Source organism: Pedobacter sp. MC2016-05, from assembly GCF_026239735.1.
Taxonomy (GTDB): Bacteria; Bacteroidota; Bacteroidia; order Sphingobacteriales; family Sphingobacteriaceae; genus Pedobacter.
The window spans coordinates 194,618-211,761 of record NZ_JAPIVT010000003.1; the positions used below are offsets into that span (position 1 = coordinate 194,618).

The following is a 17,144-nucleotide window of genomic DNA, read 5'->3' on the forward strand; positions in this document are numbered from 1 at the left end:
CCAAGGCGTAGGAATCATGAAACCTACCGCACCCCTTGAACCTATCAGTTTAAAATATTTTAAAATTTATCCTTGTGAAACGATATAAATGTGATCGATGCTTCAATAGGTTTTCATGCCATTTACAATACGAAATAAAATAATTTAGGGAATGGGTGCGCTTAATGCTGTTGAGATAATTGACCGCTTCCTAGTTTAAAATCTTAACAGAATCGTACTATAATGGTAAGCTAAAATAGAATATAGATCCTTTGCCTACTTCACTCTCCAGCCAAATTTTACCATGATGCCGTTTAATAATTTCGGCACAAAGGTAAAGTCCGATTCCAAAACCAGATACCGTTTGTGGCTGGTTGGTAACCCGGTAATATCTTTCAAAAAGATTGCCCTGATCTTCAGTCAAAATTCCAATCCCTTCATCGCTCACAGCAACCACAGCTGAGCCATTTTTAACCTCACACGATACAGTAATATTGCTTGCCGTTGGCGAGTATTTTAAAGCATTGGAGATGAAATTATTGATGACTTGCCCGATTTTTTCGCGATCTGCCGTAATCCATATCTGTTCGGTTGTAAAAGTAAACTGATGGCTGTTAATCACCACATTAAATTCTTCTTCAATTTCTTGCAGTAAAATGGAAAGATCAAAATATTCTGCTTCAATATGGATTTTTCCTGATTCCAGTCTAGAAACATTTAAAAAGCTATTGATCATATTGACCATTTTTTTCGACTGATTGTTCGCTTTTTCCAATACATTAAGCGCAAAGGCATCGCCACTTTGATCAGCCTTACTTTGCAACAATTGAATGTATGCCGTAAGTGAAGTAAGCGGCGTTTTTAATTCGTGACTAACCATGCCGATGAAATCGTTTTTTCGTTGCTCATCAGCCTTCACTTCTGTGATATCGGATACAATACCAACCAATTTGGTGGCTTTACCGTCGTTATCGTATCTTCCCTTTCCGTGTGCACTAACCCAATGTACAGATCCATCTGGCCAACCTACTTCATATTCGGCCTGATAAACCTGTTGATGTTTAACTGCCTCATTAATGAGCTGAGGAATGCGGTCCCGATAAGCTGGAAGCATGGCTTGAAGTAAATCAGAATAAGTAAATTTCTGGTCTAAAGGCCAGCCATAACAAATCTTAAACCGATCATTACAAACCATATCACCTGTTGCTAAATCTATCTCAGTAGAACCCAGTGCACCAGCCTCGATGGCAATATTTAAACGGTTGTTAACCTCAATCACTTCCTTCTTAGCATTAACCTGCTCAGTTACTTCGGTTACAATTTGTAAAATCCCGTCAATTTTATCCTCGTCTCCTTTAATGGGCTGATAAATACTATTGAAATACCTTTCTTCAGGCACCCCATTTTTTAGAATATACATCTTATTCTCCACGCCGAAATACGGTTTGTTGGTTACTAAAACATCATTTAAAATTCTGATTAGCGGTTCGTTAGCTCGTTCCGGCAATATTTCCACCAAGCGCTTTCCATCAACAGATTCTGTTTTCCCCCAAATTTCCAGCATCTTCTCATTTGCGCTATCGATTATAAATTCGTTGGTTTTAAACAGATTGATAGCTACCGGAGCCTGCTGGATAAGGGTGCGGAATTTCTGTTCACTTCTGGCAAGATTATCGAGTAGGGCGGCCATCTTCTCGGTAGAATTTACTTGCTCTGTAACATCAAGTAAAACACCGCTCAGCCTGATGGCTTCTTGCTGTTCATTAAAAAGTACCTTACCTTTTGCCCTCACAATTCGCCCCCGTGCTTGCTCGGTAGTTTGAATGGTGTAAGTAGTGTCATAGTAGCCTCCTGAATCAAATTTTAATGCAGTTTGGATGGCGTCAATAACCCTTTGTCTGTCGGTTATGTGAATAACGTCAGTAGCTTTATTCAATTCGATTTCATCTTCCGGCTGTAAGCCAAACCATGTTTTTGTAAGTGCATTACCCGTAAAACCACCGGTTGAAGGATTTAAATCAAATGTTCCTAAACCAGCTGCATCAATAGCGAGTTCCAACTCATCCTGACTAACTTTAAGTTTTTCATAAATGGATGAGAGTTGATCATTAAATCGTGCCTGTTCTTCATTTGATGCGGTGAGCTCCTCATTAATGGCCACCATCTCTTCGTTTATAGCCGCCAGTTCTTCATTGAGTTCTTGTTTTTCCTGAGCCGCAGCTTCCAGTGCTTGCTTGGCCAAAACCACATCGGTAACATCAGCCGCCGTATTCATTACGCCATAAATTTCCCCCGCCTCATTACGTAGTGCTGTAAAAATATAATTGAAGTAAAAAACCTGAGCTACCCCATTTACAATTAACACCAAACGTTGGTTTCTCGCTTCGAAAAATTTCCCTGTCGTAAATACTTGGTCCAGCTGTCCGAAAACCGCCTGATTATCTAGTTCAGGTAAAATATCGGCATAACGTTTTCCAATTACATTGCTGCCTTTTCCCCAAACCCCAATAATGGATGCATTGGCAAAAGTGATTGTCATTTCTTTACCAGTGTAAACACCGATAGGGAAAGGAGCATTTTCTATAATGCTTCTGGTACGAAACTCACTTTCTGCTAAATTGGCCAGGGTTTGTTCGAGTTTTGATGAACTATCGAATAACAGTTGATTGCTTTGAATAAGCTCTTCATTTGTTGCCGCTAACTCCTCATTTGATGCCCGGATTTCTTCGTTTGAAGCCTCAAGTTCCTGGTTTAGATAGGCAATTGTAGTAATCCTCTCGGTTACTTTGCGCTCCAGTACCTCACTCAATAACCTGAAATTTTCCTTGCTCTGCTGAAGTTCTTCATTAGTTGTACTTAACTCTTCCATGGAAGCGGCGAGCGCCTCATTTGTCGAAGCCAGCTCAATGTTCAATTCTTGTTCGTGAGCCAGGGCTTTCTCTTTTGCTTCGCTCGCAGCCGCAATATTTCTAACCCTGTTTATTTCCGTCACATCGGTTGTGGTATGTAGGATATATTCTGTTTCACCAACTTGATTTTTAACTGCCTGATAGCTGAAATCGAAGCAGAATGGCTGTAGCTGTCCATTTACTAAAAGTTCTGCAGGGGTATTTTTGCTTTGGTAGGTCTGGCCGCTTTTCCAAACTTCTTTCAGGATGCTAATAAACGGTTGCCCAACAATTTCAGGCAATGCTTCTGCAATTGTTTTTCCGATAACAGAGCGATCTTTTCCCCATAGGGATATCATTGCATCGTTAGCAAAATGAATATAAATATCTTCAGTTGAATAAATGGCCGTAGCATTAGGCACTTTCGATAGGATCTCTAATAACTTTGTATCGGTAAACCGGGTCGGCGAAGGATTCATCTAAGTTTCTATTTATGTCGGATTAAAGGTTCTATAGCCTATTATTAACGGAATAGCTTTAATTTGGTTTGGTAAAATTTGAGTTTTTTCAGGTGATATGCTGATCGGTTTTGGGTTCATCAAAAAATGAATAGCCTTATTGTCAATCATTTCGGTAGATGAACGATTCAGACAGATAGGTACATCATTTTTTTATCCATTATGAGATTGATTGTGAAACAGGGCTGTGCAAAAAAAAAACTACAAAGCTGTTAGCTCTGCATATCCTTTACATAGGGCAATTTTTCTATCTTTGGTATTCCATGAATATCGAAGAACAATCATCCCGGGAGGATTTTAGTGGAGAGCTAATCATCCAGGCACTTGGATGCTCGCCAGAGGCAACAGCCATATATACCGATGAGGATATGATCATCCGTTTTGCAAATGAAGGAATGCTGGAGGTTTGGGGAAAGAATGCTTCAGTAATCGGAAAGCCGCTGATGAAAGCGCTTCCTGAGCTGGAAGGTCAACCTTTCCTCGGTCTGCTTCAACAGGTGTGGCGCTCTGGTCAAACTTATTCCGTAAGCGATGCACCAGTTAATGTGATCAAAAACGGAATTTCTACGACTGATTATTATGATTATGAGTATAAAGCACTTTTAAACAAGGAGGGCAGAACCTGGTGTATCCTAAATACCGCCCGGAAAGTGAGTTCGAGACGGGAATATCTGGAGCGGATTCAGAGAAAGGAAGAAAAAGAACAATCACTAATGGAGGAGATGGCGGCTACCATGGAAGAGCTGAGTTCCACCAACGAAGACCTGAACACCTCGCTGAAGCTGCTTGGGGAGAGTCGTGAACATATCAGAACAATCATTGAACAGGCACCAGTAGGAATCGCGATGCTGCAGGGGCCGGAACATATCATAGAGATTGCCAACCCAGCCATTTTAAAAATCTGGGGACGTTCACTTCCAGAAGTTGAGGGGCTTCCGCATGAAAAGGCCCGACCAGAACTTATCGGCCAGCCGGTTAACAGGTGGCTTAACGAGGTATTTACGACAGGGCAGCGACGAATAAACAATGAATTTACCGTCAGATTAAGAGACCATGACGGCTTGCGTGAAGCTATCGTTAATTCAATTTATCAACCCGTATTCTCCTCCGATGGATTAGTGAGTGGCGTATTGGTGATTCTGGAAGAAATTACACAACTGGTGCTTGATCGCCGTGCCAGTGAGAAAGATCAACAGATGCTTTTGCTGGCCGTAGAGGCAGGAGATCTTGCCACATTTTTTTATGAGCCGAAAACAAATCTTTTTTCTGGCAATGCCTTATTAAAGTCGTGGTTTGGACTTCCTGAAGCCCAAACCATCGATCTGAGCGTCGCATTTTCCAGTATTTTGGATGAAGATAGGGCCAGGGTTGAAGAGGCCATCATGGAATCGTTGAGCGCTACCTCAAACGGGAATTATTTTATTGAATACCGCATCTATAATCTCGAGGATCCAAACGGAAGACTTGTACAGGCCCGTGGTAAAGTGTTTTACGATAATAATGGAAATGTGATTAGTTTAAACGGAACCTTGCGTGATATTACCGAACAAAAAAAGGATGAGCAAAGGAAAGATGACTTCATGGCCATGGTCAGTCATGAACTGAAAACGCCGCTTACCTCTCTTAATGCTTATCAGCAGCTCATGCAGCGTAATGCCATGCTTTCCGGAGATCAGAAGCTGGAAGGCATACTCGAAAAGTCACTCCGCCAGGTTCGCAACATGACGTCCATGATCAATGGCTTTCTCAATATTTCTCGACTGGATTCTGGCAAAATGCTGTTGGCACAATCTTATTTTGATCTTAAAGCATTGTTTTATGAACTCGAAGACGAAGTTCATTCCACTGTACATACCCACAGAATTGTTTTTGAAAAGAACGAAAGCGTTGACCTTTATGCCGACAGAGACAAGATTTCACAGGTTATTCATAACCTCATCGGCAATGCCGTGAAATATTCACCAATTGGTAGCGAAATCAATATTTCCTACTCTAAACCTGAGAACGGAAAAGTCGCGATTGTGGTGAAGGACGATGGGATGGGGATTGATGAGCAAGACCAGCAACAAATTTTTGAACGCTATTACCGGATAAAAAGTCCAAACATGGGATCAATTGCAGGTTTTGGAATCGGCCTTTATCTCTGCAAGGAAATTATCGAGCTTCATAAAGGAGAGATAAAACTCGAAAGTAGGGAAGGAGCAGGAGCGACATTTATAGTTGAGCTTCCAGTCTAGTTTTTTGTATCAAGATAGGACTTAGCTCTTTTTAATTTAAAATGAGTTCCTTGATATTGAGCAAAAGGGGGCTGCTTTCAAATGGCTTTCCAATAATACCATCTGCCAGACATTCGATTTCGGAAATATCCTGGTAACTCAACCCTGTTAATAACAGTATAGGGATGTGGGCAGTTGCATCGTTGTTTTTAAGCTCATCGCAAATGGTTCTTCCGTCGCCATCTCCAAGGGCGATATCCAGAATAATTAAATCAGGGCGAAACTCCTCATTAAGCTTATCAATTGATTGATGCGGGAGGGTTAAATGCGGATCGACCCATCAAGGATTATATTTGAGGCATTTAAATCTGGCAAATTTGTATCTAATATCTTTATTTCACTTTCATCTCCCCATGTGTGGTTCTTTTGCGCAATAGTAATGTCCACTCCTATAGTATTCTTTCCATCAAATGCTACTGCATCACTATAATGTATTTAATCTTGTTGGTCTGCATAGTACGCTCTCAGAAAGTAACGCTTTCCCTTAGAAAAGCCAGCTATTACGGTATAGTTAAAGGCAGTTTGCGGTTTAGCCGTAACATAGCTAAAGGCAGATATTTTAACAGGATTTTCAGTGTCACTCCATACAAAACCGGTTTCTAATAAGTCACTGTTTGCAAGATCTGAAATAGATGCATTAAATAGGAAGCCTTTATTGGTATCATTGATAGATACGCTTATGATTGGGTCGGGAATCGGATTTTTTTTGCACCTGTTGAAAAACAAAAAAGTAAAGCTAGCACAATATGCGAGTAATAGAGGGAGCGCATTCGGATTAATTTTCATTAAAATTAACAAAATAATCACGCAATAAAATGGTTATTAAAATTAAATCGACTTCTCCACAAATAGTTACTCGGTATTCATGGAGAAAATTGATAGTGCTTTACATTATATTGGTCAAAAGATTACCACTTGGAATAGCGTGTATAGCACTAAGGTATTGCCACACCTAACATTCGTGAATGTTGGTGAGACTACCCTGATCAAAAACTCTCGCTTGTATTTTATAAGAAAGATTTGTATCTCTTAAAAATTAAGCCTGAAAAAATGTTCGGTGGAAAAAAGATTTGTGTTAGCGGCAAGGTTATCCGGCACGAAATTAAGCCACAAATAGTTGTTAGATCATTAAGTCAGACCGAATTAAATAAGTAACTTCCATATAGGAAAATCACTTGGAGTTGGAAGGTTTTAGTATGGCTTTTTTTTGAGAAAATGAAATGTCCCCTTTTTTGTCGGGTGTGGGCAAATAGCAATTCTTTTCTTTTTTTAACGCATTAGATATAGAAATAGCTCCAACCAAATTTATTGAGTAGGTGTTTTCTAATTTCATTAACTTCTTTTTCCTCGTTTTAGATAATCTGTAGCATTAAGCAAGTACGATAAAGCATAACTTAACTTTGGCTTTTTCAATAGTAATTCCCAGGGATCCTTTATTTGTGCTATGGTACGAAATCAAATTGCTTCTATAGCCTATTGCAATAAGAAATTGCGGGTCATCCAATTCATCAAGTTTGAAATTGTAGAATTTCAACAATTTTGTTGCTTATTGTGAACAATATTATAGTTACTTTGAGTGTGATTAAAACTAAGTTTAGGATGAGAATTAGCGCTGGGTTACTACTTTTTAGAAAAAATAATAACGAATTGGAATTTTTTCTAGTTCACCCAGGTGGCCCATTTTATACCAAAAAGAATGAAGGTGTTTGGTCTGTGCCAAAAGGAGAACTGGATGGTGATGAAGAGCCATTAAAAGCTGCTGTAAGAGAATTTCAAGAGGAGACTGGAAGGAGCGTAACCGGTAACTTTATCCCTCTAAACCCTATTATCCAAAAAGGAGGGAAAAAGGTGCTTTGCTGGGCAGTAGAAGGTGATTTTGATCCCTCCACGCTAGTGAGTAATACCTTCGAGATGAAATGGCCGCCAAAATCTGGCAAAATGCAGGATTTTGTTGAAGTAGATCGTGGCGATTGGTTTAACTATCAAAAGGCCTGCGTAGCCATTAAAGATCGGCAGATTCCGTTACTTGACGAATTGCGAGACCTATTAAAATTAAGCGAGTAACTCGAAAGGGAGTATTTCCTTTTCAGCGCCATTGATGATCATTGCAATTTGATGCTCTCCTAAATGAAATTTTCTAGTGGTAATTAACATAAACTTTTGGTTGCGATGAACGCTTATTTTAGCGCCGGAAGAATACATGCGTTCCGAAATTTTGAATACTTTTTTTGTGTTCTGTCCATTTTGTTTTTTATAGTAAATGGCATATTCCAACCTCACTTTCTTTTCCATTTTATTCACATTTTTAATGGTAAAAGCGAAAGAGAGGCTTTCGCCAATTTTAACTTCAGGACTGATGAGTCGAAAATCTTGTATAATAATCCCCTTATCGTCTAAGCCATAATGTTGCAAAATTTCTGCATGTCCTTGTTTTAAGAGGGTTCGGCTACCGTGTTTAATAATGGCGTCTGTTTCTGGGCTTAACCCTGCCCAGCTTTGCGCAACCTTTATGACCACATCAGGATGATCTTTGGCAATATCATTTAAGCTATTTGCCACGCTTCTCCTTACATACTCTGATGAATCCTGTTTTAGGTTATTCAAAATTGGTAAAATTGAAGTTGGATCTTTTTTTAGAAAAGGAATCGCCATTGCCCAAGGGAGTCTTGGTCGGCTACCCTCGCTGGCCAATCGACGTACTTTAAAGCTTGAGTGTGATGACCATTTCAGCATCTTTTCTATCATTCGTTGTTCGTACCTTAAAATAAATGGGCGAACAGCAAATTCGCAACTTACAAATTGAGTAACAAATTCAAGTGCCTCCATCGATTCTTCAAAATAATCAATTCCATAGGTTTCTAAATAATCGGGCAAAAACATAAAAGCCAATCCATCTTCTCCAATTCCGGCAATTCGCAATTGCTCAATTGTTTTTTTTAATAGCAAAATAGTTGCGAGATAATCATCAGGCATGAACTGTTTTAATACCCTTGTAGTATGTTTCATTCGCTCTTTCAGTTCTTTAGATTCAAAATCTGAAACGTAAATATTTTTGATAAATTGAGCTTTGTCGAAATTAGGAATGGAAACGGTTAAAGCGTTGCCTAATCTATCGTAAAAGGCTGGAGAGTATAAATCTTTGAGTAACATATCATTTTGGTTAAGCAAATTTAAGCTTTGGGTAATACGGATTATTGAAATGTTTTAAACAATCGGCTTCTATTTCATCCATAAATCAAATCATTTTTATAAAATTAATTATTGAGCCATTTATTTGGCAAATTTGATAATCACTTAAAAATAAAATAATATGAAGATAGGATGGATAGGTTTGGGTAATATGGGAATTCCGATGGCAACACAACTCATTGATGCAGCTTATCAGGTTGCAGTTTATAATCGGAGTAAGGGAAAAGAAAGTGAATTGCAAAAAATGGGTGCAACTATTGCTGATACGCCACAAGCACTTTTAGAAAAAGCAGATGTTTTAATCGTAATGGTTTCTGATGATCAGGCGATTGAACAAATTTTTGAAGGTGAAAATGGTTTACTTTCATCAGATGCAAAAGGTAAAATCATCATCAATATGAGTACTGTTTCTCCTGGTATCTCTAAACAGATGAGTTATAAATGCAAATTAAAAGGTAGTGATTATCTCGATGCTCCAGTTTCGGGTAGCGTTAGGCAGGCAGAAACCGGGCAGCTGGTTATTATGGCGGGCGGCGAAGAAGAGGTTTTCGAAAAGGCCAAGCCTGTATTTGAAAAATTAGGTAAATTGACCTTGCGTGTTGGAGAAGTAGGAGCGGGAAATCAGGCTAAACTGGCAATTAATTCTTTGCTTGCGTTATATACACAAGGTTTAGCCGAAACCGTTTTATTTGCCAATCAAAATGGAATTAAAACCGATGATCTTTTACATCTCATTAACAACGCCGCCATCGGTAATATTTTTACTAAAATAAAGGGCGATGCCATTCTTGCTGAAAATTATAAACCAGCATTTGCTTTGAAACACATTGTTAAGGATTTAAGATTGGCAAAAGCCGAAGGTATCTCTTCGCCGTTGGCGCAAGCTGCCTTAAAAACTTTTGAGAGCGCAGAGGCTGAATATGGACAGGAGGATTTAATTGCCGTAATCAAAGCTTTAAAATAGAAATTCCGCTTCAGAATCATCAGCAAGTTATTCCTTAATCATGCATTTCATGATACATTGTTCGCTTAATTTGAAGAACAATATTGCGCCTGAATGGGGATTTTACACTTATTGTCGCTTTAGGATTCCCGCCTTCGCGGGAATGACGGCAAGAGTAGTAAGACTAGTAGCGGCGTTTAATGTGCTTTTACATTTACACCAAATATGAAAGTTCGTCGGCCTACCATTGACGTTTTTAACTTTTTGTTTTTGAGAAATAGATTTTTCCATCGATTGAAGCAATCTCATTTGTGGTATTGTTTTATTAATGAGATCGCTTAGTACCTCTCAATAATAACCGTTCTTAACGTCATTAATATTGATTTTTATAAATTAATTAACCCTCGTTTAACAAAAGAATTAAAAAATAAGGTAATATTTGAATCGTACGAAAAATATCGTACCTTTGATTCATGAAGAATAATCAAGCTGATCATAATTTGCCAGAACCAACCAAAGCTGAACTAGAAATTCTGCAGGTGCTTTGGGAGTTCGGTCCCTCTACCGTTCGCGTTGTAAACGAAAAACTGAACGAGAATAGGGAGGTAAACTATACGTCAACGTTGAAACAGATGCAAATTTTAACCGAAAAGGGAATTTTAAAACGTGATGAAAGCCAAATGAAGCACATTTATATTCCTGTGGAGGCCGAAGAAAAAACTAAAGTTCAACTGCTCGATCGTTTTGTAAACACTTTGTACAAAGGCTCTGCATCGCAATTAATGATGCAGCTTTTAGGCAATGAAAAAACTTCAAAAGAAGAAATTGAAGAGATTAGGCGGCTATTGGAGGGTATGGAATAAATATTAAAAATTCTAAAGAACCACAATTATGAATTTTAAACATTTTGATTTTTTGCCCGAAAAATGGTTAAACGCATTGGGCACCATGTTATTCCACTCTTTATGGATGGGCGTAATGCTGGCCATAATTGCAGGGGGAATTATGTTTGTCGCCCGAAAGGCAAGTGCAAAGCTTCGTTACAATTTGCTTACTGGCTGTTTATTACTATTTGTTCTCGCCATTTGCGTTACTTTTTCTCTGGAACTAAGCCATCAACCGGCTAATCCGAATGCTAAACAAACCACTGGATTGGCCATTCATTTAGTCCAATCGAGCCAAAGCCAGTTTATAGCTGCTATTCAGTTTGATTTATTTGCGAACCTAAATAAGGTTTTGAGCATCTGGAATTCATATGCTTATCAAATTGTATTGCTTTGGTTCTTAATTATTTGTGGTAAAAGTGTGCAGTTAGTTGTGGGTTTAAGCAGCATTTATCGCTTAAGAAACAACCAAACTTATGCGGCTGGCAAAACCTGGGATGAACATTTGAACTTGCTATCCCGTAAACTTGGTTTAAATCAAGAGGTAAAAATGTTGCAATCGGGAATTGTGAAAGTGCCCTTGGTAGTCGGTCATTTGAAACCACTCATTTTAATTCCCTTAGGGTTATTAAATGGGTTGAGCACTGTGGAGGTTGAGGCCATTTTGGCACATGAACTGGCACACGTAAAGCGTAGGGATTATCTGGTGAACTTGTTACAGAGTGCTATCGAAATTGTATTCTTCTTCAATCCAGCGGTATTGTGGGTATCGCAACTGATTAAAACCGAACGCGAACATTGTTGCGATGATTTGGCCATTGCATGTGTAAACGACAGGAAAAACTATGTTAAGGCCTTAATTTTTTGCCAGGAGTTTAAGCAGCGTGCACCTGCTTATGCAATGGGCATAAATGGTAAAAACGGTAGCCTGCTGCATAGGGCAAGCAGGATGTTATTTAACACCAATTCAACATTAAACAAAATGGAAAAGACAATATTAACCATCGCATTGGTTTCCACTGTGATTTTTACTGCAGCCTTTAAAAATGTAGGCAAAGCAGCATCAATAAGTAGCACAACTATTTATAACTCAATTCTAGCGGTGCAGGATACTGCGAAGAAAAATAAGTCTGCCGAGCGGTTGGAAAAGGAAATTGAGCAGAAAATAAAAGCTGCAGAAAAGAAGGCAACAGAAAAAAATAAGCCGGCAAAAAAATCATCTGGTAAACAGGATCAGGCTGATTATGAAGAGATTGCTAGACAAGCAAATCGCGATGCCAAACAGGCGGTAATTGATGCTGAGGTAGCAAAGAAAGATGCAGCTCAAGCGGTAATCGATGCCAGGGTTGCTGACGAAGATTCTAAACAAGCCATCATTGATGCCAGACAAGCAGCAAAAGATTCTAGAAACTTTCAAAAACCAGCAAAGATGGGTAGTGTGCAGAGAGCTCCGAAGCCGCCTAAAACACCGAGAATAAATAATGCACCTGTTCCATCAGCGCCACCAGCACCGCCTTTGCCTCGATTAAATGCTGCTCCTCCAGCCCCCCCTACACCGCCAACTCCAACAAAAGTGAGTGGCAGCTTAACAGTTAATGAAGGGAATACTGTGAGTGTGCATGTTGAGAATGGAAAAAACAATTCCAATAGAATCACCACTCAGTTATTGAACGATGGATTAATTTCCAATACCACAAAACTTTCATTTTCGCTGGATAAAAATAACCTGATTGTGAACGGCGTAAAACAAAGTAAAAGTCTTCACACTCAATACAAATCAAAATTTTTGGAAAGTGATAGCCATTCGTTAAGTTATGTGGTAAACGTAACAAAGACTACGAAAAAATAAATCTGTTAGCTGCCGCATAAGTGATTTTGCTTTATGATGAAAATGTTCTACTTTCAGTCGAAAATCATCTTTCAGATATGAGAAAAGGAATATTCAATTGCCTTGCAACAATTATAGTTTTACTATCATCGCAGTTAAGTTTTGCAGCAACTGTTGATACGGTGCTTACCCACAGTAACGTGATGAATAAGGACATCAAGGCGGTCGTTGTGAAACCTCAGAATTATGAAGCTTCATCAAAACGATTTCCGGTTTTATATTTATTACACGGTGCTGGGGGTAAGTATTCTGATTGGCTATTGAACACCAAAGACAAAGAAGCTGTTAAAAAACTAGCAGACAACTTTGGAATGATGGTTGTTTGTCCGGATGGAGGAGTAACCAGCTGGTATTTCGATAGTCCGGTCGACCCTTCCTATCAATACGAAACTTATGTTTCAAAAGAATTGGTCGAATTTGTTGATCGGAAATATCGTTCTATTGCAGATAGAAATGGGCGGGCAATAACAGGTTTAAGTATGGGCGGTCATGGCGGTTTATACCTTGCTTTTCGGCACCAGGATATTTATGGTGCCTGTGGAAGTATGAGCGGAGGAGTCGACATCAGAGCTTTTCCTGAAAACTGGAATATTGCAAAAAGGCTTGGCCCTTACAACCAGTTTCCCGATCGCTGGGAAGCCAATACCGTAATTAATTTAACACATCTTTTAAGTCCAAATAAACTAGCGATTATATTTGATGTGGGCCGGAACGATTTTTTCTATGATGTTAATGTGGCGCTGCATGATAAACTAACGGCCCGCAACATTCCTCACGATTTTACAGTAAGGCCCGGAGCTCACAATTTTGAGTATTGGGAGAATGCAGTTGCTTACCAAATGATGTATTTCAGTAAGTTTTTTAATAAAGAAAATAACTAAAAGTTTAACTGGTTTAAAGCTAAAACCCCAATCAGGCCTAAAATAGATACGATACTTTCCATCATGGTCCAGGTGCTGAAAGTTTCTTTCAAGGTGAGGTTAAAATATTCCTTAAACATCCAAAAACCCGTATCGTTTACGTGAGAGAACATTAAACTCCCTGCGCCAACTGAAAGTACCATTAACTCTGGAGGCGCATTTGGGCCAATTAACGGCAAAACCATTCCGGAAGCGGTAAGTGCGGCTACAGTTGCCGAACCCAGTGTAACCCGAAGTGCTGCGGTAATTAGCCAGGCTAAAATTAATGGCGAAAGACTCAGGTTCGCAGTTAGATTTTTAACGGTTTCGCCCATGCCACTATCAATTAAGATTTGTTTAAAGGCACCACCAGCAGCAATAATTAAAATGATCATCGCGATGCTTTTAACACCTTCGGCGCAAGATTCCATTGCTTTCTCAATACTGTTCTGTTGGAGAAATAAGGTAATCAATACAGAAATTAATAAAGCCGCCGTTGGATCTGCAAGGAAAACAAAGAAGGTTTTCCCAACGTAAGGAAAGTTTATACTGCTTCCAACGGTTCCGGCAACGATTAAAAAAACCGGGAGCAGTGCAGTAATAAAACTTCTGGCAGCCGAAGGTAAATTTTTCCCTTCTTCGATGACTAAAGTGGATAGGATTGGCTGATCTTTTTTGATGATTAATCGCGGAAAGAGAACACCCGCAACTGCGGCAATTGGCAAGGTTAAAATTAAGCCGTAAATAAGGGTTTTGCCTATATCGGCATGGAAAATTCCTGCTAATGCAACCGGACCAGGATGTGGTGGTAAAAAGCCATGTGTTACCGAAAGAGCGGTAGCCATTGGTAAGCCGATGTATAACTTGGAAAGACCTGTAGCAGCGGATATTGCGAAAACCAAAGGGATAAGTACTACAAAACCGGCATTGTAAAACAATGGGATGCCGACCATGAGTCCGGTAATTAATACCGCCCATTGAATATTGTTTTTGCCAAAAGCCTTAATCAGAATAAACACAATCCTTTGTGCGGAACCGCTATCCTCAATTAATTTTCCCATCATAGCACCAAGGGCAAGTACCATTACCATGCTGCCCAGCGTACTGCCGACACCGCTGGTAATCGAACTCATTACTTTTGCAGCAGGCATACCCAGGAACAAACCAGTCAAAATAGCAACTGCCAATAAGGCAATCATCGGGTTAATCTTTTTCAAGATCAATACAAAGAGAACCAAAATTCCGAGTAGCAGAATGAGTATTGACATGGTTGTTGTTTAAGGGAATATCTTGGAAACTTACTTTTTTACAACGATTGTTCTTCCCGTGACGAGATAAAATTCGTAAATTTTATATAAACCGTCGTCGTCTATCCCGATGCTTTCCACCAGGCCGGTTTTACTAAAGGTATCGGTTACCATATCGCCAATTTTAACATCCCGGAGTACATCATCAGGCGTTTCACTGTTTAATCTGATCATGTAGTAAATGTATTATTTAAACAATAAATACGGATAGAAAATTTACTTTAACTCCTCTTTATTCACAATTACTTCTAAAAGACTGTGCAATAATGAAATTTTTAAGTTGATTTCCTTACCCTCATTTTTAGTTTCATCATCAATATGAATGTCTGATCCTTTCCAAGTAATGTTTAGTTTTTTGGTTTGAATGGGCTTGATTGGGAAGGTAGTTTTTTTGCCATCAATAATGTCCTGAATGTATTTCTCCATTACCTTTCGCTTTTCTACAGAAACAATAATAACATCAAAGAAACCATCACCAGGATCAGCGTTTTCACTAAGTTTTAAGTTTGGCCCTAATCTGGAAATATTCATCACTTCTACCATCAAACAATCTTTTTCAATTACTTGATCATCAATTTCTATCCTGCAAGCAATTGCCGGGTATGATTGCGATATTTTCAGTAAGGTATCCAGCGCAAGTTCAAATTCATCCTTGGCCGATTTAATATGATCGGTATTGGTCTTCTCTAAAGTTTCAATGAGTTTAGGAAAAAGTCCGAAGCCAACAGCTTCTATAAAGTAAGCTGCTTTTTCTAAACCTAACACCTGGCCCACATCAAAATTCAGAAGTTTATACGAATCCCAGGTAGAAATATTTTTTCTTACATCTTCAGTGATTCCCAATGATGTAGCAATATTGTTGGCTGTACCGAAAGGAAGCAAGGCAATGGGCCTTTTAGATTTTAACTTTTTACTTAACAGATTCATAATCGTTTTGCGAATCGTACCATCGCCGCCGGCTATCGCAATAAACTCGGTTTCTGGTACTATATCTTTTAAGGATTTACTGTTAGAGGCCACATAAGAGCACTCATAGCCATACGATTTCATGATCTTTACAATCTCTTTTTTAGAATGTTTCCCATCTCCAGCGGTTGGATTATGAACCAAACGAACCAATTTATCTGCCTTTTTCATAATGATTGGAACAATATCGCTGTCAATTAGGTTTTAAAGTATAGCACATAATTTTAACTATTGATCATGAATATTCTCATCACAAACGACGACGGTATCTATAGTCCGGGGATTGCAGCTTTAGCAAAAATTGCGCAGCGCTTCGGCACAGTAAGGATTGTAGCTCCCGATGTAGAACAATCATCAATGGGGCATGCCATTACACACTCGCGGCCCTTATCCATCAAATCATCACCAATAACATTCGAAAACGTTGATGCCTTTCGTGTAAATGGAACTCCTGCCGATTGTGTTGCTTTGGGCCTGCACATGTTTCCTGATACAAATGTGGTGCTATCGGGGATTAATATGGGCCCAAATTTGGGTAACTCCATGTGGCATTCGGGTACTTTAGCCGCCGCTAAGCAAGCAGTACTTTTAGGTATTAAAGGAATTGCGTTAAGTACGCCAGTTGGTAAAACTGAACCTGATTTTATTGAAATTGATCCTTTTGTAGAGCAAACACTTCAAATTCTGTTGCAAAACGATGATTTGAGGCTTTACAATGTAAATTTCCCGCCAAAACCGGTAGATATTAAATGGACCAGGCAATCTGTCAGACTTTATGATGGACAAGTGGTTCCAGGTGAAGATCCGATGGGTAGAAAGCATTTCTGGATTACGGTAACGCCTCTTGAGCCAGCTGATGAAAACACAGATCGCTGGGCTGTAGAGCATGATTTTGTATCCATCACGCCTTTACGGTTGGATTTAACCAACGAAGGCGAACTATCTGGTAAATTAGATGTTATTGAGGTAAACCACTAAGAACGGGCATGATTGATAGTCGACTATTGATCATGCTTTGTCCAAACTAAATCTGCAGTTTGATAACCTAAACCCTGTGCTTTTTTCAAATAAGCTTGTTTGATGTTTTCGGGAATCGTTTTAGTCCGCGATAAAAGCCAAAGGTAATCCAAGTTATTTCCTACAACTAAAGCATATTGGTAATCTTTATCGATTTCAATTACATTGTAGCCTGCATAAAATGGGCCGAAGAAGGAAACTTTTAATCTTGCTTCATCATTTTCGTTTACAAATTTAGCTTTCCCTATACTTTCCTTCCACTCTTTTTTAATGTAGTTGTAGCCTTTATTATCAACTTTAATCGTGCCATCATCATTAAGCGAATAGGTTGCCGTTACATTATTTAAATCTTTTTCAAACTTAAAATCCATTCTGGCAATTTCGTACCAC

At 39.1% G+C, this 17,144-nt stretch carries 15 protein-coding genes; 7 read left to right on the top strand and 8 right to left on the bottom strand.

Translation table 11 applies throughout. From position 1 onward, the window contains the following. Positions 1-217 precede the first annotated feature (217 nt). A complete protein-coding gene (locus OQZ33_RS06020) occupies positions 218-3,346 on the bottom strand; it encodes a PAS domain-containing protein (protein ID WP_265798150.1) in 3,129 nt (1,042 codons plus the stop codon). 302 nt (positions 3,347-3,648) lie between these two features. Between OQZ33_RS06020 and OQZ33_RS06025 the strand changes: the two genes are divergently transcribed. Beyond that, positions 3,649-5,622 (top strand): PAS domain-containing sensor histidine kinase, encoded by a 1,974-nt coding sequence (locus tag OQZ33_RS06025; protein ID WP_265798151.1) that lies wholly within the window; start codon positions 3,649-3,651, stop codon positions 5,620-5,622. Between the two features lie 31 nt (positions 5,623-5,653). Here OQZ33_RS06025 and OQZ33_RS24455 read toward each other — a convergent pair whose 3' ends face one another. Beyond that, positions 5,654-5,905, bottom strand: coding sequence for a response regulator (locus OQZ33_RS24455; protein WP_416338745.1), 252 nt, complete (start codon positions 5,903-5,905; stop codon positions 5,654-5,656). 191 nt (positions 5,906-6,096) lie between these two features. Further along, positions 6,097-6,447, bottom strand: a complete 351-nt coding sequence (locus OQZ33_RS06030; RefSeq protein WP_265798152.1) for a hypothetical protein — start codon at positions 6,445-6,447, stop codon at positions 6,097-6,099. Between the two features lie 813 nt (positions 6,448-7,260). Here OQZ33_RS06030 and OQZ33_RS06035 point away from each other — a divergent pair. Beyond that, positions 7,261-7,725: an NUDIX domain-containing protein gene (locus OQZ33_RS06035; RefSeq protein ID WP_265798153.1), complete on the top strand. Its 465-nt coding sequence runs from the start codon at positions 7,261-7,263 to the stop codon at positions 7,723-7,725. Here OQZ33_RS06035 and OQZ33_RS06040 read toward each other — a convergent pair. Continuing rightward, on the bottom strand, positions 7,714-8,811 hold the full coding sequence (locus tag OQZ33_RS06040) for a DNA alkylation repair protein (RefSeq protein ID WP_265798154.1): 1,098 nt from the start codon (positions 8,809-8,811) through the stop codon (positions 7,714-7,716). The genes OQZ33_RS06035 and OQZ33_RS06040 overlap by 12 nt on opposite strands. Before the next feature lie 160 nt (positions 8,812-8,971). On the opposite strand from OQZ33_RS06040, the gene OQZ33_RS06045 reads away from it, so the two are divergent. The 4 genes from OQZ33_RS06045 (at position 8,972) to OQZ33_RS06060 (ending at position 13,446) form a co-directional block, all read left to right on the top strand. Beyond that, the gene (locus tag OQZ33_RS06045) at positions 8,972-9,814 is read left to right on the top strand and encodes an NAD(P)-dependent oxidoreductase (protein WP_265798155.1); all 843 of its coding nucleotides are present in this window, start codon (positions 8,972-8,974) and stop codon (positions 9,812-9,814) included. Positions 9,815-10,266: 452 nt separating this feature from the next. Then, positions 10,267-10,656, top strand: a complete 390-nt coding sequence (locus OQZ33_RS06050) for a BlaI/MecI/CopY family transcriptional regulator (protein ID WP_265798156.1) — start codon at positions 10,267-10,269, stop codon at positions 10,654-10,656. Between the two features lie 28 nt (positions 10,657-10,684). Beyond that, positions 10,685-12,526: a M56 family metallopeptidase gene (locus tag OQZ33_RS06055; protein ID WP_265798157.1), complete on the top strand. Its 1,842-nt coding sequence runs from the start codon at positions 10,685-10,687 to the stop codon at positions 12,524-12,526. Positions 12,527-12,603: 77 nt separating this feature from the next. Continuing rightward, on the top strand, positions 12,604-13,446 hold the full coding sequence (locus tag OQZ33_RS06060; protein WP_265798158.1) for an alpha/beta hydrolase: 843 nt from the start codon (positions 12,604-12,606) through the stop codon (positions 13,444-13,446). Here OQZ33_RS06060 and OQZ33_RS06065 read toward each other — a convergent pair. From OQZ33_RS06065 to OQZ33_RS06075, 3 genes are read right to left on the bottom strand one after another with little or no spacing between them, the layout of a single operon-like run. After that, on the bottom strand, positions 13,443-14,732 hold the full coding sequence (locus OQZ33_RS06065; protein WP_265798159.1) for a gluconate:H+ symporter: 1,290 nt from the start codon (positions 14,730-14,732) through the stop codon (positions 13,443-13,445). The genes OQZ33_RS06060 and OQZ33_RS06065 overlap by 4 nt on opposite strands. Positions 14,733-14,762: 30 nt before the next feature. After that, entirely contained in the window at positions 14,763-14,945 is a 183-nt protein-coding gene (locus OQZ33_RS06070; RefSeq protein WP_265798160.1) for a hypothetical protein, read from the bottom strand. Between the two features lie 42 nt (positions 14,946-14,987). Continuing rightward, positions 14,988-15,908: a diacylglycerol/lipid kinase family protein gene (locus tag OQZ33_RS06075; protein WP_265798161.1), complete on the bottom strand. Its 921-nt coding sequence runs from the start codon at positions 15,906-15,908 to the stop codon at positions 14,988-14,990. Positions 15,909-15,974: 66 nt separating this feature from the next. Between OQZ33_RS06075 and surE the strand changes: the two genes are divergently transcribed. Continuing rightward, positions 15,975-16,715 carry a 5'/3'-nucleotidase SurE gene (gene surE, locus OQZ33_RS06080; protein WP_265798162.1) on the top strand — a complete coding sequence of 247 codons (741 nt, stop codon included), beginning with the start codon at positions 15,975-15,977 and terminating at the stop codon, positions 16,713-16,715. A 23-nt stretch (positions 16,716-16,738) separates the two neighbouring features. On the opposite strand, the gene OQZ33_RS06085 is transcribed toward surE, so the two are convergent. Further along, positions 16,739-17,125, bottom strand: a complete 387-nt coding sequence (locus tag OQZ33_RS06085) for a lipocalin family protein (RefSeq protein WP_265798163.1) — start codon at positions 17,123-17,125, stop codon at positions 16,739-16,741. Positions 17,126-17,144 lie beyond the last annotated feature (19 nt).